Below are 25,726 nucleotides of genomic sequence, written 5' to 3'. Positions count from 1 at the left end.
TGAAAAATGCCCTGTACCCATTTAGTTCTCTAAGTCCGTTATTCCTTTTTCTGTATAGAGATCTTTAATCGTCACTGTCTTTGTAACGTCGTTGAATTGTATTTCCAGTTTTTCATCTCCGCTCAGATCAATAGTTCCTTCTCCGTTCGGACTTAGAATAGTATCTTCATCGACAAAGGTAATTCCCCAGTAACCGCCTTCACGAATTTGTCGACTGAACGGACTTACAAGTGCCTTTATGATTCGGATGCTTTCTTTTTGATCTTCCTGAATACTCAGATCCAGATCCATGTCTACATCAATACGGATATCTTCTCTCTTTGGATGGAATCCAATTGTCACCACCTCACCTGTTTTTTCATAAGAGATTCTTACATCATCATAATCTGCCGTCTGTCCCCATTCTGAATAAAACGCAAAGACCCCGGATATTACAAAGCAGATAATCGATGTAATCAGGACTGCAATACCAATCTTTCGCAGATTCACTTTCCGTACTTTTCTCAAAGGCTGAATTTCCTTCTGCCTTTTTTTTCTTTCCTCCTGAGTCAGTTCTTCAGAGGCAATCTCTCTTTGCATCTCTTCCAGATATCGCCTACATTCTCTGCAGCCCTCCAGATGCTCCTCGATTGCCTGGTTACTTTCTTTGCTTGTCAGTCCGTCTATATAGCTCGGAAATAAATCTCTGATAATCTCACATTTCATATAATCTTCACCCTTTCATAATTTTCTGTTTTGCGCGGTAGAATGTTACACGCGCCCAATTTTCATTTTTCCCAAACAATTCTCCGATCTCTTTAAATGAGAATGCACCTGTAATCCGAAGAAATACAATTTCCTTGGATACTTCATCCAGAATGTGCACCTTCCGGAATAATTCCATCTTTTCTTCTCTGAGGCACAGCTTCTCATCCAACGCATACTCTCCGGATGCCATGGTCTCCGGGATTGGGAGCGTTCCTTTCTTTTTTCTTCTCTCCAATTCTCTGTACCAGAGATGCTTCGCGATCTGGCACAGCCAGGTGGAGACCTTGCAGCTGCCGTCATACCGGTAGGAAGACTGAACCGCCTGACAGAATGTTTCTTGGGTCAGTTCCTCCGCGGTATCTTCTTCATGACACAGAGACAGCAGATATTTATATACGAACTCTGCATGCTCCTTATATATGGAATCCATATCTAACATTCTCTCACCTCCTTGTACCCATATATCCGAAAAACATAACTTTCGTTACATATTTATTACATATTTTTCAGTCATAACAGCTGAAGTCACACCTGTTATCTGATACAGCATTTTTCTCTTTTTTAGGGCTTCCCCGAAACAAAAGTGCAAAGTGAATTTGCAGATAGATAATCCCTTTCAGGAAACTCTATCTGAAAAATCAAATTATTTCACTTTTTTCTACGGATAGATTCCTTATTCCAATAATAGCTATCTGAAATAACTAATAAAAAAGTCTATATCTCCGGCAATCTCGCAGACGCAGTCCCTACACAGTAATTCCGGCTTTTCTTTTCTTTTTTCCCATGCTATAATCCTATTGAAATTCTAATACAGCAAAATGTATTTGTATATCAATATTGCTATTAAGAGAGGATTATAGATTATGTGGATTGCAGACCATTGGAAAGATTATGAAGTAATAGATTGCAGTAAAGGGGAGAAGCTTGAACGTTGGGGACAGTATATTCTGGTTCGTCCGGATCCGCAGGTCATCTGGGATACTCCGAAGACCGAACGCGGATGGAAGCATATGAACGGACATTATCACCGCAGTAAGAAGGGCGGCGGCGAATGGGAATTCTTTCATCTGCCGGAGCAGTGGCAGATTCACTATGGTAATCTGACTTTCAACCTGAAGCCATTTAGCTTTAAACATACTGGATTATTCCCAGAACAGGCCGCAAACTGGGACTGGTTTTCTGAGAAGATTCGAAATGCAGGCCGTCCGATCAAGGTATTGAATCTATTCGCTTACACCGGAGGCGCTACGTTGGCGGCAGCGGCAGCAGGTGCAAGTGTGACACATGTAGATGCCTCAAAAGGAATGGTTGCATGGGCAAAGGAAAATGCTGCTTCTTCTGGCCTTTCTGACAAACCGATTCGCTGGCTGGTAGATGACTGTGTAAAGTTTGTAGAGCGTGAGATTCGAAGAGGCAATCATTATGATGCAATCATCATGGATCCTCCATCTTATGGCCGCGGTCCAAAAGGCGAGATCTGGAAGATCGAGGATGCTATTCATCCGCTGATTAAATTATGTACACAGATTCTGTCAGACCAGCCGCTGTTCTTTCTGGTCAATTCCTATACGACAGGACTTGCACCGGCGGTTCTTACTTATATGTTAGGGACAGAATTAAAACAATTCCATGGAACCGTAGATTCTCAGGAAATTGGGCTTCCGGTCACTCACTCAGGTCTGGTTCTTCCCTGTGGAGCTTCCGGCCGCTGGGAAGCACGCTAATCAAAGCTTAGGAATTGGATTCCACAAATATAAAAGGCAGCTACCTTTGTCATGGTCATCGATCAGACATTGGCATCTGCCTTTTTATTCTACTTTATATTAATCATTCTTTTTCTATTTTTTCAATTTTTCCAAGATTCCGATCACACCCAGAAGTGTATCACATGTTTCATATAGGAGAGCTTCGATTTCTGGTGTCGGAGCTACAAGATCCGGTATCATGATTGGCTTCATGCCAGCTACATATGCGGCACGGATACCTGCCGGTGCATCTTCCAGCGCAATACAGTTCGCAGGAGCTGCACCAATGCTGTCACAAGCTTTCAGGTAGATCTCGGGATCCGGTTTTGCATGCTGCACCATATCACCAAAGACCCCAGCATCAAAAAAATCATATATCTTAGCCGCCTTCAGATTTTTTAAGGCATACTCTCGACGAGAAGAAGTTGCTATCGCCATTCGATACCCATTCGCCTTCCCATATTCCAGCAATTCCCTTGCACCGTTCTTCATAGGAAGACCTTCTTCATTTACTATCTTATAGAACCAGATTCTTGCCTGCTTTGCAAACTCCTCGCACGGGAAATCCTTCGCAATTGTATTGCGAAAATAATGATTTCTTCCTGCCAGATTCATCCCTAACGTATGGTATATCGTCTCTCCCATATGTTCCAGTCCGAGCTGATTGCCGGCTTCTTCCCAGGAACGCTGTACAATTCGCTCAGAATCAAACAGAAGACCATCCATATCAAACACAATTGCTTCTATCATAGATCCGTCATCCATCAGAACTCTATGCCACGTCCAAGGGCATCTTTCAGATAACTTGATACATCTTCCAGCTTACGGATAATCTCCATCTTCTCTTCCCACTCGTCGCCTTCCATATCCTTATTCACCAGACATTGCTGAATATGCTTTACTTCTTTAATCAGTTCTTCTGTCATAGGAATACCCCCTTTTGCTCAACGTGATCTGTCATCATTTACATTTATAGTATACCATACTTTTCTACTTATTGCCCGTTCATTTCCTTACAAAATACATATCGTGGCAAACCGCCGTATTTTTCAGTCTCAAGCAAAATCTTGTAGCCTAATTTCAGAAAATTATTCACACTATATCTGTTTTCCGGATGGGCAGTTCCCATTAGATAACGATATCCTTGCTGCAATACGATATCTTCTCCTGCTGACATCAGCTGTCTCTGAATTCCTCTTCCTGTATATTCTGGAAGTACCGCTGCCGATTCCATATGTGCGACCATCAAGCTTTCCTGTTTTGTCAGATTCAAGTATTCTCCCAGATTATCTTTGGCGTCTTTCGGATAACGAACCAAAAGAAATCCTGCTGTCTTTTTGTCTATCAGCGCTTTTAATACAAAACCTTCTTGGTCTATATGTCTTCTTACATAAGCTTCATCATCCATGCTGTACCACTTTGCATCCTCGACCAGCCGACTGGCCGTTGTCATAATCTTCATAATCTCTGGAACATCCGCCTGTTCTGCATAACGGATTTGAATTGTCTGCTCCATCCTCTTCTCTCCTCTAAATCTCATCTCCTATAAGTACCAGCATATCTCCCTCCACAATCCGGCTCTCTCCTGTGGGTGCAAAAGAATGTCCCTTACGTTTTATCAAAACAATTCTTGAATGTGGAAGTTCCAGTTCATTCAACTGCCGGTTGTTCCACTTATGTTTCTTGTCGACATAGACCTCTTTCATTGCAATTGGCCGGGACCCCTGATATTCAACGGCACTCATAATTAATATATCTTCTTCCTCCAGAATTGTACTTCCCCTTGGAATGACCTGCTCTTCTCCTCTTCGGATATATGCAATCCGCATCTGTGGCGGCAATATTATACTCTGTATCTGCCGGCCGATCCATTCATGCCCTTTTTCAAGCGTCAAGGCTACAAACTGCAGTGAAGATTCTTCCGCATAATCATTGAATGTCTTCATGACATCCTGACTGTTGTCGATCATATGCAATCTTCTGGATATCAAAGGAAGTAATGAACCCTGTACTCCAATTGAGAGAAGTACTACACAGAATACAATATGAAACACATCATTCTTCGTATATGCATCATCCACCGTTACCATAATTGCAAATACGATAGAGGCCGCACCTCGAAGCCCTGCCCAGGAAACGACTGACTGCTGAGAGAGATTAGAGCGAAAAACCGATAACAATGGGCATACTGCCAATGGTCTTGCAATAAACGTAAGAAATAGGAATATTGCAATTGCCGGGAGCAGAATTGATGGCATTTGTGATGGAAATGCAAGTAACCCCATCAAAAAGAATACCAGCATCTGCATCAATCCTGTTGCACCGTCAAAGAAATGTACCATTCGTTTTTTATCCGGAAGGGTTACATTTCCCAACACAAGTCCCACAATGTAAGTACTTAGATAACCATTTCCGCCGAGTAAAGACGGAAATGTATACGCCATCAATGCAATCGCAACCACAAATATCGTGTCAAAACCAGAAGTTTCAAAATCAATGTGTCGAATCGCCCACATACCAATCCAAGCAATCAACATCCCTACAATCAGTCCCACTAAGACTTGCTGCAGCACTGTTGTCATAATACTTACCGGCGTACCGCTCTCTCCACGCATCACAGATAGAATAAGCACCGTCAACATATAAGCCCACGGATCATTACTTCCACTTTCCAACTCAAGAAGAGATGCTGTTCCATATTTTAAATTCAATTGTTTGGATCGCAGCACCGAGAATACTGAAGCTGCATCAGTAGAACTCAAGACCGCTCCGATCAGAAGACTCTCCAGCCATTCGAAATGAAGCACATGATAACAGAATACTCCGACAAGAAATGCTGTTATAACAACACCCAAAGAAGACAACATAAGAGCTTTTGGCGCAACTACCCTTGCCTCTTTCCAATTGGTGCCAAATCCACCATAGAACATAATAAAAATCAACGCGATCGTACACACCCGCTCTACCAAAACAAAATCATCAAAATGTATCTTAAAGATTCCATCCGAGCCAAAAGCAACTCCAAGCAAAATAAACGCCAGAAGCACGGGAACCCCCATTCTATTCGATAATTTGTTACATAATACACATGTCACAATCACAATGGACACAAGCGCAAGTAATATAAGCATTCAGCCACCTCCATCCTTATTTTAACATATATAATATCAGAAAGAAATCCAATTTTACTCCTCTGATGATTTATGTTAGAATAAGGTACATGATGAGAAAGAGAGGTACTTTACATGAAATTAATGATTGCATCAGATATTCATGGTTCCGCATATTATTGTAAAAAAATGATAGAAGCTTACCAGAAAGAACAGGCAGACAAATTATTGCTGTTGGGGGATATTCTATATCATGGTCCCAGAAATGATCTGCCGAAGGATTATAATCCAAAAGAAGTAATTGCTATGCTGAATCCTTTGAAGCAAGAATTATTGTGCGTTCGGGGTAATTGTGATACCGAAGTGGATCAGATGGTTCTGGAATTTCCGATTCTGGCTGACTATTGCTTTCTGGAATTAGACGGACAGACAATCTTCGCCACACACGGGCACCATTTCAATCCACAGAATCCGCCGATGTTAAAAGACGGGGATATCTTGCTGAATGGTCACACTCATATTCCGGCTAACCAGAACATGGGCGATTATATCTATATGAATCCTGGCTCTGTATCCATTCCAAAAGGAAACTCCGCCCATGGATACATGATCTATGACGGAGCTTTTATCTGGAAAGATCTGGATGGTAATATCATCCCTGTCTAGGTTCCTCACATTCGACTAAATGTCTTGTTCTTTTACTGCTTTTTCGTAATAAGAGAGAGTATTGCGATCAAAGCACACCATCTGCACTACTTCGATTTCCGGATGCTCTGTGCAAAAGTTGCGGATGGTACTTACCGCAATCGGTGCCGCTTTTTCTAACGGGAAACCATAGATTCCTGTACTGATTGACGGAAATGCAATACTTTTACATCCAGCATCGACTGCCAGTTTCAGACAATTTTCATAACAATTATGGAGCAATCTCTCTTCGTTATGCTGTCCACCATGCCAGACTGGCCCCGGCGTATGAATCACGTATCTGGCCGGAAGCCGGTAGCCCTTTGTAATCTTGGCTTCTCCCGTCTTACATCCACCCAGAGTCCGGCATTCTTTTAAAAGCTCTGGGCCAGCCGCCCTGTGAATTGCTCCATCTACGCCGCCTCCGCCAAGCAGAGACGTATTCGCCGCATTTGCGATTGCATCACAGGTACTCTTGGTAATATCTCCTAACACTACTTGCAACTTCATTTTCTATCATCTCCTACTATTGTTTTCCGGTTTCTTATGCCTTCTTATGAAAGATCTTCTTATGTAAATCCTGCATTCCACCAACCAACATCGTCAGATAACGAAGCACCGGTTCTGTTGCAATTGAAAATACCACAAACAGCATGATACATTTCGTAGACATTCCTGTAATTGCAAATAAATCTGGCAGGAATATGCTGCAGGCCAGCAACCCGATGACGCAGCCTACCCATATCACAATTCGAAATACATTAAACGGTTGACAGATTCTATACAGAATCATAAATCCGACAATTGCAAGCAGCATCGTAGCTGCTGTTGAGATGTCGGTTGCACCTACTGCAAAGATCTGCCCAAATACTACCAGAGAACCTACTGCCAGAACATCCGTAAGAGCCGCCGGCAATGCCTTTAGAATTACATTTGGCAAAAAATGACCCTTAATAAGATCCTTATTCGGCTGCAATGCCAGGAAGAACGCAGGAACTCCTATCGTAAACATACTGATCAAAGATACCTGCGAAGGTTCCAGCGGATAAGTAATCATAAATACCACGGAGAACAAGGACAGCAGGAAAGAGAAGATATTCTTCACAAGGAACAGTGTTGCTGAACGCTGAATATTATTAACCACACGTCTTCCTTCCAACACAACGGATGGCATACAGGAAAAATCCGACTCTAACAATACCACCTGAGATGCCTGTGCTGCCGCATCGCTTCCTGACGCCATAGCCACACTACAGTCCGCATCCTTAAGTGCAAGTACATCATTGACTCCATCGCCAGTCATTGCGACTGTCTTGCCCTGCTTCTTTAAAGCCTGTACAAACTGCCGCTTCTGTGCAGGAGTTACCCGTCCGAATACCGTATATTTTGCGACCGCACGCTCCACATCTTCATCTGTTGTAAGCGTTGTTGCATCTATATATTCCTCTGCATTCTCAATACCTGCTTCTTTTGCAACTTCAGATACTGTCATAGGATTATCTCCAGAGATGACCTTTACTTCCACTCCCTGCTCTGCAAAGTAGGCAAATGTCTCTGGTGCTTCCTTTCGAATCGGGTTGGCAAGAAGAATATACCCCAGCGGTAGAACCTTCTCTGTCAACTTCGTTCCTTCCAGCGTTCCTTCATATGTTCCGAAAACCAACACACGATAGCCACGCTTTGCATAAGTCTGAATCTCCAGCCGATAAGTCTCATAGTCCTCACGCAGCACAAACTCTGGCGCTCCCAGTACGTAAGATTTTTCCTCAAACACGACTCCACTGTATTTCGTCGCAGATGTGAATGGAATTGTACGAACTGCAACAGCTCCGGTTCCATCTTTAAAATATTCTTTCAGCGCTTCCATCGTACTGTTATCACTGCCCATGGCCTTGACAAAGTCTCCGACCAATTTTTCCAGTTCTGGTGTTGTCTCCTTATCATATAATTGGGTCGGAACCAACTTCTTCACACTCATCGAATTCTCTGTAATAGTTCCTGTCTTATCTACACACAGGACATTTACACGAGCCAGTGTCTCAATACTTTTCATATCATGAAGCAGCACCTTCTTCTTCGCCAGACGCATAGCACTTACAGCCAGAGCAACACTGGCCAAAAGATACAATCCTTCCGGAATCATGCCAATCACTGCCGCTACCATGGAAGTTATGCTATTGCGGAATGTCTCTCCATTAAAGAAGAATCCCTGAACGAACAACACAATTCCAATTGGAATCAGTGCCACCCCCACACACTTGACCAGTTTATCCAATGAACGAATCATCTCCGACTGTTCGCCCTTTTGCATCGCTTTCGCTTCCAACGTCAATTTTGAAATATAAGAATCCACTCCTACTGCTTCCAGCCGGGCATGGCATTGTCCGGCTACCACAAAGCTCCCGGACATCAGATGCTCTCCGCATCTCTTGATAATCTCGTCCGATTCGCCGGTAAGCAAAGCCTCATTAACCCGCACTTCTCCTTCCACAACGACTGCATCTGCGCAGATCTGGTTGCCACTTTTAAATAGAACAATATCGTCCAACACTAATTCTTCCGAATCCACAACTGATTCTTTACCCTCACGTACCACACTGGCATGCGGTGCATTCAGCATATTCAACTTTGCCAATACATTCTTCGACCGGATCTCCTGAATAATACCTATTAAAGTATTAATGATGATCACCGGTAAAAACGTAAGATTCCGAAAAGAACCCACCAGGCAGAGTAGTATTGCCAGCACCAGAAATATCAAGTTAAAATATGTAAATACATTCTCATGTATAATTTCCTTAGTAGTCTGCGCCGGAGGATCTACGGACAGATTCGACCAGCCTCCATCTCTGTGCTCCTGTACCTGCCTGTTTGTAAGGCCTTCTGTATATACCGGCTGGTAACGAGTCACCGGAGTTCGTTCTACTTCATAATCATATTCCCTTTCCTGTACTTCCTGTCTAGACTTCCACTTCATATAACGGCCTCCTCACATGTATGTTAATAATTATACGCCAGGGAAATAGAGAATTCTATAAACATATTCTTAAAAATGTATTATGCTCCTCACTTCTTCCATCTTCGCCACCGTCTCAGGATTGGAATATGGGATTCTATTGATCAGGCGGTCTACATAGTTTTGTTCTCTTATGATCTGAAATGTCGCTTCGTAATTGATATCAAAAAAATATGCCAGATAAGATACCCAGTAATCCATCTTTGTTTTTCTGGTCTGAGAAAGAATAGATTCTTTTCTATAAACTTGTTCCATGACTTCTGGACTGATCTTCGTCTTTCCTACTTCTTCAGCAGAGACTCCCAGCATGGTCTCAATTGGATCTTCCAGTTTGACACGGCAATTATCAAGCTTATCTGCATCCCGGATAATACGGGCATGCATAAGTTCTCGGGAATCTTCGATTCCTTCCAGCTTATAATCACTATGTTTTGCAATAGCCGTCCTTATAATAGAATCCCACGTATTATCCTGCACAAACTGACGAATCATTCCTTCTTCGAACAATATCTGCACACCAAAACTGGCGTGGTCCATGGTATTCGGTTCAAAACTGTTGTATCGTTTCAACTGTTCGAATCTTCCGATATCGTGTAGCAAGCCTATCAGTTGTGCCAACTGCCTATCTTCTTCTGGCAGTCCCATTCTCTGGGTAATCTGGCGACTACATTCTACCACGCCATATGTGTGCACAATCTTCAACCGTATCTTGTCATCGTCCCTGTCATAATGGTTCAGATAACATTCAAACTGCTTTTTTGCATATTGTAAATCCATCATGTTTCTCTACCCTCTTCTGTATCATTAATATGACAACATAGTAATTAATAATTCTCAACAGTGATTCTTGGTTACCTGCAAATAACTTGCAAAAAACGTTCCCCGTATTTTTGTAGTTTGAATTCTCCCACTCCACTGATTCGCAGCATTTCTTCAAGATTCGCAGGATGCGCAGCACTCATTAAGGCAAGTGTTTTATCCGAGAAGATCATATATGGAGGCACCTTTTCTTCCTCGGCAAACTCCCGGCGGAGCACACGAAGAGTTTCAAAGAGCTCCAGATCCTTTTCCGAAAGCATAGCAGCAGCTCCGGCTTTTTTCCTGCTTCCCCTCTTCTGCTTTCTTCCTGACACTTCTTCTTGTTCTTTTTCTTTTGCAAGTTTCATCACAAGTGTACGATTATTTTGCTGGAATTCGGCTGACTTCCTCGTCGTCTGAATGACCGGATACTGGTCACCGGACAATTCCAGATACCCCTGATACATTAATTCCTGTATGATCTGTCTGAGTCTTGCCACTGTTATCTGTGACAAAGTTCCATACTCCGGATTCTGATTCAATCCTTTGGAAAGAATCTTCTGATTCTTCGCGCCACGCAGAATATCAATAATTGTAGAAACACCATAGTTCATTCGATTTGCATCCATACAATGAATAATGGCTCTTGCCTCATTGGTAATATCAACCTCTTCAAACTGAGTCATACAATTCAGACAGTTTCCACAATACCCCGAACTATTCTCTCCAAAATACTTCAATATATAATGGCGCAGGCACTCGGAGGTAAAACAATAGAACGTCATCTGCTTCAAACGCTCAATATCCCGTTCTTTTACAAGCTGGCGTGTGAATTCGTCTAACTCTTCATTATCTTCTCCATTTTCTATAAAAAAACGATTCGTACGCACATCCATGGGTTCATAATAGAGGATGCATTCCGCCGGTTCTCCATCTCTGCCGGCTCGTCCCGCCTCCTGATAATAGCTCTCCATATTCTTCGGCATATTATAATGAATCACAAAGCGCACATCCGACTTATCAATCCCCATACCAAATGCATTGGTTGCCACCATAATCTGACGTCTGTCATAGATAAAATCTTCCTGATTCTCTTTTCGTTCCTCATCACTTAATCCGGCATGATATCTCGTAACGGAAAATCCTTCCTTTCTCAATCTATAGCAAATGTCTTCCACATTTTTTCTGGTAAGGCAGTAGATGATCCCACTGCTTCCCGAGAACTTTTTCTCCCTGTCTTTCAGATAATGTACCAGTTCTTTGTACTTATCTACCGGCTTTTTTACTGCAAAATACAGATTCTCTCTGTCAAATCCAGTCGTCATCACGTATGGATTCTGCAACTCTAGAATATCCATAATGTCATCACGTACATCTTCTGTTGCAGTTGCCGTATAAGCTCCAACCACAGGACGATATGGCAGTTTCTTTAGAAATTCCATAATCTTCAGATAACTGGGGCGGAAGTCTTGCCCCCACTGAGAGACACAATGTGCTTCATCCACTGCCAGGAAGGAGATATGCACATTTTCAGATAACGCAAACTCAAGAAATCCTTCCGTCTCCAATCGTTCCGGTGCTACATAGATAATCTTATAACGACCTTCTTTTGCCAGGCGAAGCGCTTTCACGTATTGTCCCATTGTCAGCGAACTGTTCAAAAACGCCGCATGGACTCCTGCCTGATTCAGTGCTCCGACCTGATCCTTCATCAGTGAGATCAAAGGAGAGATGACCAGGGTAATGCCTTCCATCATAAGTGCTGGGATCTGAAAGCACATCGACTTTCCAGCTCCCGTAGGCATAATTCCTAAAACATCCCGTCCCTTCAGGACAGAATCAATCAATGGGCGCTGCCCCTCACGGAACGTGTCATATCCAAAATATTGCTTTAATATATCTATCGGTTCCATTTTCTTTTATTCATTCTCCTTTTGACTATTTCCTCCAATTCCAGTATAATGCCCCATAGGTATATGTTCAAAGGAGGCGAAATCATCATGAATATGAACTTCAATCAGATTGCAATGATTCAAAAAATAAAAAGCTGTATTGACCGTTTCCGCGCCAACCATCCCAAATTTCCTTTATTTATAAACGCAGTATCCAGGGAAGCTCTGATGGAAGGAACAGTGATTGAGATCACAGTCACAACACCAGAGGGAAAGAATTATTGCTCAAATATCAAGTTAAAACAAGACGATATGGAGCTTGTTGAAACTTTGAAAAGCATGAATCTGAATCAACCATAAGCTTTGACAGAAAGATGGCAAGTAATCATTACGATTCACCTGCCATCTCTTTTTATTCCAGACTTGCAAAAAACAATTCATAGAAGTCATCTTCACTTTCCAACATCGGTGAATTCTCTCCGCCTCCATTGGTACTTCTTTTCATAGAAGCATGAAATTCCTCCCCGGCGCTGATCAGTTCCATCTCATAGATCTCATATCCCAATTCCCTGCATGTCCTGCAAAATGCAGCTACCGGATCTGATTCTGTCCGCGTTGCAAGCAATTGCTTTTTAAGTTTCTCATCTTTCAGAGCACGATTCTGTAATTCATCCAGCATTCCTACAATATCTGCCATAACCATCCTCCTATACACTTCTTATGAACTTACTCTACTCCATTTTTCGCACAGATATCTTTCAGACAGCATTTCTCACAATACGGCTTGGTTCGTGCCGTACAGACATCACGCCCATGGTATACCAGACGATGACAGAAGTCACTGCCTTCTTCCGGCGGAATGATCTTCCAGAGTGCCATCTCTACCTTTTTCGGTTCTTTTATTCCATCTACAAGACCGATTCGATTTACCAGACGGATACAATGTGTATCTGTTACAATTGCAGGCTCACCAAACACATCTCCCATGATAAGGTTCGCACTCTTTCTTCCTACACCTGGCAGCTTAAGCAATGCGTTAAAGTCTTTCGGGACTTTCCCGCCGTACTCTTCTTTCAGCATCTTCATACAGGCACTGATATCTCTCGCCTTACTTTTTCCCAATCCACAGGGTCTTACAATCTTCTCGATATCCTCAACATCTGCCGCAGCCAGTGCATCTATATCCGGATATTTCTCATACAATCCTTCTACCACGACATTGACCCGGGCATCCGTACATTGAGCCGCAAGACGGACACTGACCAGAAGCTTCCATGCCTGATCATAATCCAGAGTACATCCCGCATCCGGATATTCTTTTTTCAAACGTTCGATAACTTCCAGTGCCAATTCTGCTTTTGTCATATTTCCTCCTAATTTATAAATGCATTCTTAGATCTCTATCAGTTCGTATTCCTGTGTTCCAAGTCCAATCTTCTCTGCATGTTCCAGACACACCTTCCAGTTTGTAGTCGGTGCAGAATCAATAAAATGATCATGATGCACATGCGGCATCTGATCCAGCTGACTTCCGGCAATCACCGGCATCCGATTCACTGCATCTGCACAGGCACGATCCAGCGCTACTGGGTCAAAGGATGCGAACATTCCTACATCCGGCACGATTGGAATATCATTTTCTGCATGACAGTCACAGTTCGGAGATACATCAATTACCAGACTCACATGAAAATGTGGACGATCCTTCACCACTGCCAGACTGTATTCGGCTATCTTCTTATTTAAAATATCATTGGATTCATCCCCTGCCGGACAGACTGCATCCTTTGGACAGACACCAATACATCTGCCACAGCCAACGCACTTATCATGATTAATAGATGCCTTGCCATCTGTAATAGAAGGTGCATCATGTGCACAGATACGGATACAATTACCGCAGCCCACACATTCTTCCTGTTCCACATATGGCTTTCCTGCACTGTGCATCTCCATCTTTCCAGCTCTGGATCCACAGCCCATGCCAATATTCTTAAGTGCTCCGCCAAAACCGGTAGCCTCATGTCCCTTGAAATGATTCAACGTAATGAATACATCTGCATCCATGACTGCACGTCCAATCTTCGCTTCTTTAACATATTCTCCGTCTACAGGTACCAGTACCTCATCTGTACCCTTCAGTCCATCAGCGATCAACACATGACAGCCTGTAGAAAATGGAGAAAATCCATTCTGATACGCAGAATCCAAGTGATCCAGTGCATTCTTTCTACCACCGACATATAAAGTATTACAATCTGTAAGGAATGGTTTTCCTCCCAGTTCCTTTACCATATCTACAATGACAGCTGCATAGTTTGGACGTAAAAATGCAAGATTCCCCGGTTCTCCAAAATGCATCTTAATTGCCGCATATTTATCTTTAAAATCAATCTCCTCAATACCTGCAGTACGAATCAGGCGTTTTAACTTCTGTGGCAGATTCTCATTGAACGATGCTTTCATATTGGTAAAATAAACTTTTGATTTTTCCATATCGCTTTCCTCCATAATATTCAGCTTGTCATTAATCATACCACAATTCCCTGTTTTCAGCTATAGTTTCAGGGAAATCCTTTGGCCCTTTAAAATTTTGCTAAAGAGAATTTGTAAAACTGACAATTATTATACAAAGTGCTAATTTACTTCTGGACTTGTTGACATGGAAAAAGAATCCTCCTATAATTGGTGCGAAATCAATGCAAGCCAGAAAGGAACTTTATTATGAAACGTGCACTTCAAGTCTCTGAATCTATAGAATTAGGAATCATATTAGCACTTTCCGGCGGTTTCATGGACGCCTACTCCTACCTGGAACGCGGCAGGGTATTTGCCAATGCCCAGACTGGAAATATGCTTCTTTTAGGTGTCTCTCTTTCTGAAGGCAATTTTCATCTGGTCGTACGGTATCTATTCCCTGTATTGGCTTTTGCCATTGGAATCGCCCTGGCCGATGTTGTTCGGATAAAAGGAATAATCCGATTACACTGGAGGCAGATTTCCGTACTGTTTGAAGCTCTGATCCTGGCAACAGTAAGTTTTATGCCTCATAACATGAACCTGTTGGCGAACAGTCTGACTTCTCTGGCATGCGGAATACAGGTGGAAAGTTTCCGCAAGATACATGGAAACGGTATAGCAACTACCATGTGTATCGGCAATCTGCGAAGTGCCACTCAGAACCTGTGCAGTTATTTCTACACAAAAGAGAAAGGGCATCTGGAAAAAGGCCTGCTTTATTATGGCATCATCTTTTGCTTTGTCATCGGTGCTGTAATAGGAAATGCTTTTATCAAGATTTTTCACGAAAAGGCAATTCTATGTTGTTCTGTGATGATGTTTCTGGCATTCATTCTTATGTTCATCGACAGAGAGCGAAGATAAGTTCTGAGAATAAAAAGGAAATAATAATTTAATTTCTTCTTAAGAAATTTTCGATTTCTTTAAGGGATTTAACATACTTTAGACACATTTATACTTTATACTTTAGTACAGATAGTTGAAGAACACATCAACTATCTCCCCCCTCACAAAGTAAAAGCACCTTGGATTGAATACCAGGTGCCGCACTTTACTCTCATTCCTTTTAGATAACTATAACAACAACGAAACCCGTTAGCCGATAAGGTTAACGGGTTTTCGCTGTTATTCTCTCTTATTTTAATCTTAGTATTCGGAAGTCTTCTGCCTCTTTTCCCATCTGGCAGATTAATCTTTTCATATTGCTTTCTCTGACATTGCCGCAAAGCGTCATCGTTACAGTCTGTTCATCATCTATCGTCTCAAAATTCATGTGACAGATGTCTATTTTATTCAGGTTTGCCATATTCAAGAACAGATTGACATTGCCCACGGTGCGCTTGCAGCGAAAAGCAACTTCCACCTGATGATGTTCCTCTCTTGCATCCAGACCTGCTGTTCTCAGAACTTCTTCCAGAACATGATCCTGCATCCCCATCAGAATCCCGTACTGATATCTTCTGCTGACACTCATAAGATGCTGCAAGAATGCTACATACTCTTCCCGAACTTCTGCATTCACATCGGCTGCGCGCTTATTGATAATCTCATCTTCTCTGGCCTTAGAAAACACATCGCCCCCAGTCTTAGCTTTTGCCTCTGCCACATGTCTGGAGCACTCCATACGCTTCAGAAACAGCGGTTTCATCTGTGAATCTATCGCATCAATTTCTTTTCGAACTTCCTCTAATGTCATAATATTTCTCCTTATTATCCTAACAACTTTATCCAACTTATGTCTATCTGACTACATCTTGCAAGATCATAATAACTATACTTTACGGCTCGTTGCAATATGGAGCTTTTCTGACATCACAATCATAAGAACCAATATCACAGCCAAAAAGTATGGGTATAAAGCAACATCAATGTACTGTGCAATTAAGCCGAAGATTGGCGGAACCAGGCAAGTACCCGTATACGCCGAAGCCATCTGCACGCCAATAATAGACTGGCTCAAATCCGCTCCAAAATTCTGCGGCGTTTCATGAATAATGGATGGATAGATTGGTGCACATCCACATCCTATGACCACCAACCCTGCCAGTAAAAGCTCTTGGCTCAGAGGCAGGATCACCAATAAAACTCCTAATACGATCAGAATCTGCCCCATTCGAATCATGTTCCGGTCATTCACCTTCAAAGTAATAAAACCACATATGAATCTTCCCACGGTAATTCCAATATAAAACAGGCTGGCATATCTTGCTGCCTGTTCTGCTGAAATTCCTCGGTTTAACGTGCAATAACTCGCAGCCCACATTCCTGTTGTAGTCTCTAATGCACAATAACAGAAAAAACATACCATAACTTCTTTCACTCCGCTTCTCTTAAGCAGTTGTGAAAATGTCAGATGTTGAAGAGACTGCCCTTCTGATTCTGTACTTTCTCCTGAATGTATTGTCGATTTCTTTTTCCATAATGGAAGACTGATTATCAATATAGCAGTCAGAATAATCTGCAGCAGCGAGATAATACGATATCCTCCATTCCAGCGAAGCCCTCCGGTAATGGTCCATCCCATAATGATTGGCCCTATACTGGCACCAACGCCCCACATACAGTGCAGCCAGCTCATATGTCTTGCAGGATAATGAAGTGCTACAAAGTTATTTAACGCAGCATCCACACTTCCTGCTCCCAGTCCGTAAGGAATCGCCCATAGACACAGCATCCAGAAAGCATGGCTTACTGAAAAGCCAAATAAAGCAACTGCTGTAATAAATACACTGATTGTCGTAACCTTTGCCGCCCCAAGTCTTCTGGTCAGGCGATCACTTGCAAGACTTGAAATAATCGTTCCTGCCGATATGATCATAGATACACTTCCTGCCCAGGATACCGATGCTCCCAATTCCTGGTACATTGTTGGCCATGCTGATCCCAGAAGCGCATCTGGTAATCCAAGACTGATAAAAGCCAGATATATTACAACTAATAATAATGATGTCATTTTCTAATCTCCTTTTTTTGTCTCTTAATAATATAGGACTTTTGTTATAAAAAAGCAAGAAATACATCTTTTCTATAAATTTTCATTTTCCTTTTTTCAATTCTCCTATATAATAGAAAAAGATAAAACAGTATGTCATATTGAGGAGGAAACAAATGTCAAAGAGAACAGATATTCACAAAGTACTTATTATCGGTTCCGGACCGATCATCATTGGACAGGCTTGCGAATTTGATTACTCAGGGACACAGGCTTGCAAAGCATTACGTAAACTGGGCTATGAGATCGTATTGGTGAATTCCAATCCTGCGACCATCATGACAGATCCTGAGATGGCAGATGTTACTTACATCGAGCCGTTGAATGTGGAACGTTTGGAACAGATTATCGCCAAAGAACGGCCAGATGCGCTGCTTCCTAATCTTGGAGGCCAATCTGGACTGAATCTGTGTGCCGAGCTTGCTAAAGAGGGAATTCTTGATAAATATAATGTAAAAGTTATTGGTGTTCAAGTAGATGCCATCGAACGAGGGGAAGACCGCATTGAATTCAAGAAGTCTATGAATGCTCTTGGTATTGAGATGGCAAGAAGTGAAGTCGCTTACAGTGTTGAAGAGGCCCTTGATATTGCTGATGAACTTGGATATCCGGTCGTTCTTCGTCCGGCTTACACCATGGGTGGTGCAGGCGGTGGCCTTGTATATAATAAAGAAGAATTAAAAACAGTCTGTGCCAGAGGTCTTCAAGCCAGTCTGGTAGGGCAGGTTCTGGTGGAAGAATCCATCCTTGGCTGGGAAGAACTTGAACTGGAAGTGGTTCGCGATGCTGACAATAATATGATCACCGTATGCTTTATTGAAAATATTGACCCACTGGGTGTGCATACCGGAGATTCTTTCTGTTCTGCTCCAATGCTTACCATCTCAGAAGAATGTCAGAAAAAGCTGCAGGAACAGGCGTATAAGATCGTAGAGTCTGTACAGGTCATTGGCGGAACGAATGTACAATTTGCTCATGATCCAGTAACTGACCGAATCGTAGTTATCGAGATCAATCCAAGAACTTCTCGTTCTTCTGCATTGGCTTCCAAGGCAACTGGTTTCCCGATTGCTCTGGTATCCGCAATGCTGGCTTGTGGATTGACTCTGAAGGATATCCCTTGTGGAAAATACGGTACTCTGGACAAATACGTACCAGACGGTGACTATGTTGTTATTAAATTCGCCCGCTGGGCATTCGAAAAATTCAAAGGTGTAGAAGACAAGCTTGGTACTCAGATGCGTGCTGTCGGTGAAGTCATGAGTATTGGAAAGAACTACAAAGAAGCTTTCCAAAAGGCCATCCGCAGCCTGGAAACCGGACGTTATGGTCTTGGGCATGCCAAAGATTATGACCAGAAGAGTAAGGAAGAACTCTTACAGATGCTGATCACTCCTTCCAGTGACCGTCATTTCATTATGTACGAAGCACTGCGTAAAGGTGCCACTGTTGAAGAGATCTTCGATATTACGAAGGTAAAGACTTATTTCATTGAACAAATGAAAGAACTCGTTGAAGAAGAGGAAGCACTCGCTGCACACAAAGGAAGCCTGCCTTCTGATGAGATGCTCATTTCTGCTAAGAAAAATGGTTTCTCTGACAAATATTTAAGCCAGATTCTGGATATTCCGGAAGAAGACGTACGTAACCGACGCATTGAACTTGGCGTAGAAGAGGCATGGGAAGGTGTCCATGTCAGCGGAACTCCTGACAGTGCTTACTACTACTCTACTTACAATGCAGAAGATAAGAATCCTGTCAAGACAGACAAGCCAAAGATTATGATTCTTGGCGGCGGACCAAACCGTATCGGTCAGGGTATCGAATTCGACTACTGCTGCGTACATGCATCTCTGGCTCTTAAGAAATTAGGATTTGAGACGATTATTGTAAACTGTAACCCTGAGACAGTGTCTACAGATTACGATACTTCCGATAAGCTGTATTTTGAACCATTAACCTTAGAAGATGTATTAAGCATCTACAAAAAAGAGCAGCCAGTCGGCGTCATCGCACAATTCGGCGGACAGACTCCTCTGAACCTTGCTTCAGAGCTTGAAAAAAACGGTGTAAAGATTCTTGGAACTTCTCCTTCTGTCATTGATCTTGCCGAAGACCGTGACCTGTTCCGTGAGATGATGGATAAACTGGAGATTCCGATGCCTGAATCTGGCATGGCAACAACCGTAGACGAAGCACTAGCGATTGCAGAAGAGATCGGATACCCTGTCATGGTTCGTCCTTCTTACGTTCTCGGCGGACGTGGAATGGAAGTCGTATATGACGCTGAAAGCATGGAAGGCTACATGAAAGCTGCCGTCGGCGTAACCCCTGACCGTCCGATCCTGATCGACCGTTTCCTGAACCACGCACTGGAATGCGAAGCAGATGCTATCAGTGACGGTAACCACGCCTTCGTTCCTGCTGTCATGGAACACATTGAACTTGCCGGCGTACATTCCGGTGATTCCGCATGTATCATTCCATCTGTACACATCTCCGAAGAAAATGTACAGACTATTAAAGAGTATACCAGAAAGATTGCAGAAGAAATGCATGTCAAAGGTCTGATGAACATGCAGTATGCAATTGAAAAAGGAAAAGTATACGTCCTGGAAGCAAACCCACGTGCATCCCGTACTGTACCACTGGTATCTAAAGTATGCAATATCCGCATGGTGCCGCTTGCCACCGACATTATTACATCTGAACTTACCGGACGTCCATCACCTGTGGCAAATTTAAAAGAACAAAACATTCCATACTATGGAGTGAAAGAGGCGGTCTTCCCATTCAATATGTTCCAGGAAGTAGATCCTGTATTAGGACCAGAGATGAGATCTACCGGCGAAGTATTAGGACTGTCTTCTTACTATGGGGAAGCATTCTACAAGGCTCAGGAAGCTGCACAATCCAAGCTTCCACTGGAAGGCACTGTTCTGATCTCTGTAAACCGCAAGGACAAAGCAGAAGTTGTTGAGATTGCTCAGAGCTTCGCAGATGACGGTTTCAAGATCATTGCCACCGGCAATACCTATGAACTGATTCGTGCTGCCGGAATCGAGGCAGAAAAAGTAAAGAAATTATACGAAGGCCGTCCGAATATTCTGGATATGATCACCAACGGAAAGATTGACCTGATCGTAAACTCTCCGGTCGGCAAGGACAGTATCCATGATGACAGCTACCTGAGAAAAGCTGCAATCAAGGCAAAGATTCCTTATATGACTACAATTGCCGCCGCAAGAGCCACCGCAAAAGGTATCCGCTATGTAAAAGAACATGGCAACGGAGAGGTGCAATCCCTGCAGAAGCTGCACAGTGAGATCCACTAGGGGAATCTTGGATGAGATTGTTTTTTGATTGAGAGTGTACGGCGCGAGGGGTGGATGGAGGGTTTGTAATCCGATGCCCTTCGCTAAGAATCCTTAACAGAAAAAAGAGTGATAATTTTGCAACCAGGCTGATTCACCCCGAAATCTTGATGATTTCGAGGCTCAGCAGCCTTTTCAGATTTGGTTTGAAACCAAATCTTCATGCAAAATTATCACTCTTTTTTCTGTAACGGCTTCTATCGCTTGTCCAGACGGATTACAAACCCTCCATCCACCCCTCGCGCCTGACATTCTCAATCGCAGGAACATCTCATCCGGGGAGGGATTCCGCCCCTTACGCTTCTTGGGAATCCCTGCCGGTAGTTGGCGGAGAATTCGAGGAGATGGGCAGATTGAGAAGGCTAAGCGGAGCGTAATGAAAATCCTTGCCCGCGATGTTGGCTCTCCAGAGAAGAGCGCCTTTGCGCGAATCTTTGGAGAGTTTACATCCCGGTGCAAGAGTTGAATGAGAGCGAAGCATCGAAGCAATCTGCCCATCCCCTCGAATTCGGCCCCCAACCACCAAGATTTCCCCTCTTCACAGCATCTTCTTTCTTTTGAAGAACAGGATGCAGAATACGACTACGATGAGACTAAGCACACAGACGCCGGGATATCCATGTTCCAGGCCTGGCATGTCTTTGAAGTTCATTCCAAACCATCCAGTGATCAGTGTCAGTGGGAAGAAGATGGCCGATACCACGGTTAAAAACTGCATATTTTTATTCTGTTCGGCATCTACCTGAGACTGATAGGCATCTCTTACCTGTTGTGCATATTCCAGAAGATGCGCCGTTCTTCCCATCAGTCGGTCTGCACGGTCGGCGATGGTTCCAAAGTAGCGCAGCTGCTTCTTGGCAAAGAATCCATTTTCATTCTCTTCCAATTCCTTTCCCATATCCATCAATTCATCATAATATCCCCGCAAAGTCAGGAGTTCCTTGCGAATTGGTATGATCTCATTCTGGAACCCTTCGGTCTTTCCTTCCAGGACTTTTTCTTCCATTGTCATAATCAGACGCTCATAGCGTCCCAGAAGTTCCAGGTCTCTGCTCATGAACTGCGTGATGAAATTATAGATAAATCGTTCTTTGGTATTCCCTTGCTTAGACTTGCTTCTTCGAATCCTCACGATCAGCCGTCTGGCAAAGTCATCATCATCGATGATCACAATATGGCGTTGATTAATGAAGAAGAGGATTCGATATCTGCTGCCCAGAACATCCAGTAATTTGGGTATACAAAGAGACCCTGCCAGACATTCCTGTTGGGTCTCGATCTTACAAAAACATACTTCTGACAGATTGATATCACCTTCGTATATCATCCCGGCAAGCGACATGGCTTCTTTCGCATGCCGGGAATCTGTGATAAATACTGCCTGTTTGTTTTCCTGTATTAATTGGTTTTCATCGATACTTTCTAAAGTCTCTCCCAGAGCCAATATCATCATCAGGCCTTCATTTCCTCTCCATTTGCTGTTACATTAATGAAATAATTCAGATCTACCTGTCCCAGGGCTGCATCTGCAATATTCATACAACTATTACTCATACGATCAATGCTGTGCAGAATCTGGTTAAATGGCGCCGTAAGGTTGGCCGCACATTTGCCCTTTCCAACTCTGGTCATATGGCCTTTTCTCATATTGATATCAAGTTCAATCACTTTTTCTTTCTTCTTAAGAATCTTCTTGGCATTCTCCAGATCGCCTGTGGTCATCGCCTGCATTGCCTCTGAATACATACTTTCTATCATATTCAGAATCTTCTCCAGATCTTTCATGGCATCTTTAGAATATTTGTATTTCTTTTCTATCTTATCTCTAATGCCTTCTGCTACATCCTCACACAAGGATCCCATACGGTCAATATCGCTTAAGACATACATAATTCCTGCCGTCTGGGTTGCCTGTTCTTCTGTCAGTACACCGGCAGAGAACAAATCTGCCAGGTATTCTGTAATTCTTCCATTCAGATTGCTTACAATCGCTGCTTTTTCAAATACATCTTCCAAAAGCGGCATTTCCTCTTTCTTTACTGCTTTCGATGTATCCTGAAGCATCGTTCTGACCACTTCGCCGCAGTGAACCACTTCTTTTGCAACAAGCTGTAATGCTGCTGTCGGCTGGCTGACCAGTCTCTCATCCAGATACAACGGTTCTGCCGGATCATAAAGCTCTTTCTTTCCATCCGGTACAATGCGCATTACAATCTTGACCATCAGCCAGATCAGCGGAATCCAGATCAATGTCATTACACAGTTAAACGTCGTATGTGCATTGGCAATCTGCCGGGAGATTACTTCCACTTCTGGTCCTTTTGGAGATATCATCTGCACAAATTTGGCAAATGGATTGATAAACCAGATGAACAGAAGACATCCTGATATATTGAAGATACAATGTGCAACCGCTGTTCTCTTGGCATCTTTTGGCTGGCCTACACTGGCAAGTAATGCCGTAATTGTTGTACCAATATTATCGCCAAGAAGAATCGGAATGGCACCGGTAAGGCCAAGGATACTGGTCACTCCATCTGGTCCTGCCTGTGAAGCGAAGTTCTGAAGTACCGCAATCGTGGCACTGCTACTCTGCACGACTAATGTCATCAGAGTACCCACTGCAACGCCAAGAATCGGGATATCTGCAACCTTTCCGATCATATCGGTAAATACCGGACTGGATGCAAGTGGTTTCATGACATCTCCCATGGTCTCAATTCCGAGGAATAACAGACCAAATGCAAAAAGAGTCTGGCCAATGCTTTTTGCTTTTTCTGATTTTGCAATAAAGGAAATAATAAATCCGAGAAAGATAATTACATATATGTAATCGCTGATCTTAAATGCAATGATCTGCGCTGTCATTGTGGTTCCGATATTGGCACCAAGAATAATTGAGATTGCCTGTGGCAGATTCATAAGCCCTGCGCTGACGAATCCAATTGCCATGACTGTTGTCGCACTACTGCTCTGAAGTACCGCTGTTGTCAATGCTCCGGCTAACACTCCAAGCACCGGGTTCTTCGTAAGCATTGCAAGAATGCTTTTCATCTTCTCTCCTGCCGCTTTCTGGAGGCATTCGCTCATCATATTCATCCCATAAATAAATATTGCCAGTCCGCCTAACAGGCCAAAGACTATCTGTACTTTACTATCCATCTTAATCTCCTTCTATCTTATGAACTTGTATTTGAATCTATAGGAACGTTTTCTAATTATTCATACTCTATCCAGCTTCATTTAACTCTTTCCACTCATTGATATCACCGGTATAGATTTTCTTTAATGTGTCCAATGATATATCTTCCAGTGGATTTTGTTCATTTACAATGACTGCAATATTGTCATTGGCAATGATTTCATAATCAAGTAATTCTGCCTCATAATCTTTTAAGTCTCTGGAGGCCATTCCAAAATCACACTTTCCGGACATCGCCTGATTCAATCCTTCTGTAGAATCAGACTGTTCAATCTCAATCTTTGCATTTGGATTAATCAACATATAGGCTTCTGCCAGTTCTTCCATAAGTGGTGCAACAGAAGTAGATCCATTTATGGTAATCGTTCCGCCGGCCTTATTCGACAGAAACGTACTGCTCTTCGCTACCGTTTCATAATTCTCCCCTACAATCTCCTGCCCTGCACCGTGGATATAAGTCAGGAAATCCTCTTCTACCTCGTTTAGCTCTCCTACATATGTCAGATAAAAGGAACGGCTCAGAGGATACTTTTTATCTCCGGCATCTGCCGCAATTCCTTCCACTTTCAATTGCTTCATCCCTTCTGCTTCCTGTATCGAGCCCTCTGATACATAGCCAATTGCCGCATCATCATCGCTTACCATATCTATCACTTCTTCTGCATTACCGGCAATCTGTGCATCCGTCCGCGTCTGATCCGCCTGATCTTCTGATTCTGCCTGAAAATCTGCAAGCTGCGCAAATGTACTCCTTGTACCGGAACCTTCTTCTCTGGAGATCACCTGTATCTCTCCCAGTTCATCCAGCCCCTCTACTTTTACAGTATCCTGAGACTCACTGCTGTCCTGACAGGCAGTGCTGCCGATCACAATACTTGCTGCAAGTAAAACTAATAAGAATTTTTTTACTCTCATGCTTGTTTCCTCCTATTTTACGTTATTCAGCGTACTCTTCTTTTGTAAAAACAGAATCGGGGAATTGTTAAATCTATGTAAAATCATTATTTTTACAAAATTGGTTGACTTTTTTTTCATATTTTCCTATACTAATTCCTGTAAACAGAAACGGGGAGCTTATGTACTAGGCTGAGAGGAAGTTGAGAACTTCGACCCATATACCTGATTTGGATAATGCCAACGTAGGAACGTATCGAATAAAAATGCGGGAGATGCTTTGGTATCTCTCTTTTTTTATACAGAAGGCCTTATCTTAAAAACAGAATACGGTAAAGTTGAGAGTGAGCGAGAGTTCATGAAGGGGTGCACCACCACGGGTGTATTACTTTGTGAACTCTTTTTTATATCTGATCACTTATGACTGCCGGGAAAGGAGACACACATGATCACAGTAAATGGACAGGCTGTTTCACTGGAAAAGCCTATCACCGTTGCCGAATATCTGGCTCAGAACCAGTATCGGATCGAACGGATTGCCGTAGAGATGAACGGCGAGATTCTTCCTAAGAAGAATTATGCTGCCGTTACACTGAAAGATGGAGACAAACTGGAAGTGGTAAGTTTTGTAGGTAGTGTAAAGTAGCCTATGAAAAATTGGAGCTGAAAAAATGGCTCCATTGGAACCTTGAAAATTGCAGATATGTTAGTTTTCGGCAGTGTACGCCACCCTTGACGGCACACTAAAATAA

Annotated in this window: 24 protein-coding genes and 1 riboswitch; of the genes, 6 read left to right on the top strand and 18 right to left on the bottom strand. The window is 42.9% G+C overall.

Translation table 11 applies throughout. From position 1 onward, the window contains the following. Nucleotides 1-21: 21 nt before the first annotated feature. Entirely contained in the window at nt 22-705 is a 684-nt protein-coding gene (locus ABE613_RS10460) for a zf-HC2 domain-containing protein (RefSeq protein ID WP_347376329.1), read from the bottom strand. Nucleotides 706-712: 7 nt separating this feature from the next. After that, complete coding sequence (locus tag ABE613_RS10455; protein WP_347376328.1) at nt 713-1,186, bottom strand: RNA polymerase sigma factor; 474 nt, start codon at nt 1,184-1,186, stop codon at nt 713-715. Nucleotides 1,187-1,610: 424 nt separating this feature from the next. On the opposite strand from ABE613_RS10455, the gene ABE613_RS10450 reads away from it, so the two are divergent. Then, nucleotides 1,611-2,471, top strand: a complete 861-nt coding sequence (locus tag ABE613_RS10450; protein ID WP_347376327.1) for a class I SAM-dependent methyltransferase — start codon at nt 1,611-1,613, stop codon at nt 2,469-2,471. A gap of 114 nt (nt 2,472-2,585) precedes the next feature. Here the strand turns inward: ABE613_RS10450 and ABE613_RS10445 are convergent, their stop codons facing one another. From ABE613_RS10445 to ABE613_RS10430, 4 genes are all read right to left on the bottom strand, one after another. Beyond that, nucleotides 2,586-3,242: an HAD family hydrolase gene (locus ABE613_RS10445; protein WP_347376326.1), complete on the bottom strand. Its 657-nt coding sequence runs from the start codon at nt 3,240-3,242 to the stop codon at nt 2,586-2,588. Nucleotides 3,243-3,256: 14 nt separating this feature from the next. Next, nucleotides 3,257-3,418, bottom strand: a complete 162-nt coding sequence (locus ABE613_RS10440; protein WP_235232693.1) for a hypothetical protein — start codon at nt 3,416-3,418, stop codon at nt 3,257-3,259. Nucleotides 3,419-3,486: 68 nt separating this feature from the next. Continuing rightward, nucleotides 3,487-4,008 (bottom strand): GNAT family N-acetyltransferase, encoded by a 522-nt coding sequence (locus tag ABE613_RS10435; protein ID WP_235232694.1) that lies wholly within the window; start codon nt 4,006-4,008, stop codon nt 3,487-3,489. Between the two features lie 13 nt (nt 4,009-4,021). Then, nucleotides 4,022-5,623: a potassium/proton antiporter gene (locus tag ABE613_RS10430; RefSeq protein WP_347376325.1), complete on the bottom strand. Its 1,602-nt coding sequence runs from the start codon at nt 5,621-5,623 to the stop codon at nt 4,022-4,024. 114 nt (nt 5,624-5,737) lie between these two features. On the opposite strand from ABE613_RS10430, the gene yfcE reads away from it, so the two are divergent. Further along, nucleotides 5,738-6,268: a phosphodiesterase gene (yfcE, locus tag ABE613_RS10425; protein ID WP_235232696.1), complete on the top strand. Its 531-nt coding sequence runs from the start codon at nt 5,738-5,740 to the stop codon at nt 6,266-6,268. Between the two features lie 15 nt (nt 6,269-6,283). Here the strand turns inward: yfcE and ABE613_RS10420 are convergent, their stop codons facing one another. From ABE613_RS10420 to recQ, 4 genes are all read right to left on the bottom strand, one after another. Next, nucleotides 6,284-6,796, bottom strand: a complete 513-nt coding sequence (locus tag ABE613_RS10420) for an O-acetyl-ADP-ribose deacetylase (protein ID WP_347376324.1) — start codon at nt 6,794-6,796, stop codon at nt 6,284-6,286. Nucleotides 6,797-6,830: 34 nt separating this feature from the next. After that, nucleotides 6,831-9,263 (bottom strand): cation-translocating P-type ATPase, encoded by a 2,433-nt coding sequence (locus ABE613_RS10415; RefSeq protein ID WP_347376323.1) that lies wholly within the window; start codon nt 9,261-9,263, stop codon nt 6,831-6,833. Nucleotides 9,264-9,332: 69 nt separating this feature from the next. After that, on the bottom strand, nt 9,333-10,079 hold the full coding sequence (locus tag ABE613_RS10410) for an HD domain-containing protein (protein ID WP_347376375.1): 747 nt from the start codon (nt 10,077-10,079) through the stop codon (nt 9,333-9,335). Nucleotides 10,080-10,153: 74 nt separating this feature from the next. Then, on the bottom strand, nt 10,154-12,013 hold the full coding sequence (gene recQ, locus ABE613_RS10405; RefSeq protein ID WP_347376322.1) for a DNA helicase RecQ: 1,860 nt from the start codon (nt 12,011-12,013) through the stop codon (nt 10,154-10,156). Nucleotides 12,014-12,106: 93 nt separating this feature from the next. On the opposite strand from recQ, the gene ABE613_RS10400 reads away from it, so the two are divergent. Further along, nucleotides 12,107-12,352 carry a hypothetical protein gene (locus tag ABE613_RS10400; protein ID WP_235232776.1) on the top strand — a complete coding sequence of 82 codons (246 nt, stop codon included), beginning with the start codon at nt 12,107-12,109 and terminating at the stop codon, nt 12,350-12,352. A 52-nt stretch (nt 12,353-12,404) separates the two neighbouring features. Here the strand turns inward: ABE613_RS10400 and ABE613_RS10395 are convergent, their stop codons facing one another. From ABE613_RS10395 to ABE613_RS10385, 3 genes are read right to left on the bottom strand one after another with little or no spacing between them, the layout of a single operon-like run. Beyond that, nucleotides 12,405-12,689: a hypothetical protein gene (locus ABE613_RS10395; protein WP_235232700.1), complete on the bottom strand. Its 285-nt coding sequence runs from the start codon at nt 12,687-12,689 to the stop codon at nt 12,405-12,407. A gap of 29 nt (nt 12,690-12,718) precedes the next feature. After that, nucleotides 12,719-13,357 (bottom strand): endonuclease III domain-containing protein, encoded by a 639-nt coding sequence (locus ABE613_RS10390; RefSeq protein ID WP_235232701.1) that lies wholly within the window; start codon nt 13,355-13,357, stop codon nt 12,719-12,721. Nucleotides 13,358-13,384: 27 nt separating this feature from the next. Then, a complete protein-coding gene (locus tag ABE613_RS10385) occupies nt 13,385-14,488 on the bottom strand; it encodes a DUF362 domain-containing protein (RefSeq protein WP_347376321.1) in 1,104 nt (367 codons plus the stop codon). 228 nt (nt 14,489-14,716) lie between these two features. Here ABE613_RS10385 and ABE613_RS10380 point away from each other — a divergent pair, with 228 nt between their 5' ends. Beyond that, nucleotides 14,717-15,376 (top strand): YoaK family protein, encoded by a 660-nt coding sequence (locus tag ABE613_RS10380; RefSeq protein WP_235232703.1) that lies wholly within the window; start codon nt 14,717-14,719, stop codon nt 15,374-15,376. 271 nt (nt 15,377-15,647) lie between these two features. Here the strand turns inward: ABE613_RS10380 and ABE613_RS10375 are convergent, their stop codons facing one another. Continuing rightward, entirely contained in the window at nt 15,648-16,208 is a 561-nt protein-coding gene (locus ABE613_RS10375; RefSeq protein WP_235232704.1) for a chorismate mutase, read from the bottom strand. 75 nt (nt 16,209-16,283) lie between these two features. Further along, on the bottom strand, nt 16,284-17,465 hold the full coding sequence (locus ABE613_RS10370) for an MFS transporter (protein WP_347376320.1): 1,182 nt from the start codon (nt 17,463-17,465) through the stop codon (nt 16,284-16,286). A gap of 155 nt (nt 17,466-17,620) precedes the next feature. Between ABE613_RS10370 and carB the strand changes: the two genes are divergently transcribed. Beyond that, nucleotides 17,621-20,839 carry a carbamoyl-phosphate synthase large subunit gene (carB, locus tag ABE613_RS10365; RefSeq protein ID WP_347376319.1) on the top strand — a complete coding sequence of 1,073 codons (3,219 nt, stop codon included), beginning with the start codon at nt 17,621-17,623 and terminating at the stop codon, nt 20,837-20,839. A gap of 577 nt (nt 20,840-21,416) precedes the next feature. Here carB and ABE613_RS10360 read toward each other — a convergent pair. The 3 genes from ABE613_RS10360 to ABE613_RS10350 all read right to left on the bottom strand — a co-directional run bounded on the left by ABE613_RS10360 (nt 21,417) and on the right by ABE613_RS10350 (nt 24,995). Continuing rightward, nucleotides 21,417-22,331, bottom strand: a complete 915-nt coding sequence (locus tag ABE613_RS10360; protein WP_347376318.1) for a magnesium transporter CorA family protein — start codon at nt 22,329-22,331, stop codon at nt 21,417-21,419. Then, on the bottom strand, nt 22,331-24,040 hold the full coding sequence (locus ABE613_RS10355; RefSeq protein ID WP_235232708.1) for a Na/Pi cotransporter family protein: 1,710 nt from the start codon (nt 24,038-24,040) through the stop codon (nt 22,331-22,333). The genes ABE613_RS10360 and ABE613_RS10355 overlap by 1 nt, the downstream gene beginning before the upstream one ends. Before the next feature lie 67 nt (nt 24,041-24,107). Next, entirely contained in the window at nt 24,108-24,995 is an 888-nt protein-coding gene (locus tag ABE613_RS10350) for a substrate-binding domain-containing protein (RefSeq protein ID WP_235232709.1), read from the bottom strand. A 141-nt stretch (nt 24,996-25,136) separates the two neighbouring features. Further along, nucleotides 25,137-25,243, top strand: a riboswitch (TPP riboswitch). 176 nt (nt 25,244-25,419) lie between these two features. Between ABE613_RS10350 and thiS the strand changes: the two genes are divergently transcribed. Next, a complete protein-coding gene (gene thiS, locus ABE613_RS10345) occupies nt 25,420-25,620 on the top strand; it encodes a sulfur carrier protein ThiS (protein ID WP_347376317.1) in 201 nt (66 codons plus the stop codon). The last annotated feature ends 106 nt before the right edge of the window (nt 25,621-25,726 follow it).

It is taken from the genome of Dorea chungnamensis (genome assembly GCF_039832125.1).
Taxonomy (GTDB): Bacteria; Bacillota; Clostridia; order Lachnospirales; family Lachnospiraceae; genus JAFBIX01.
This window is presented reverse-complemented; position numbering and strand designations above follow the sequence as displayed.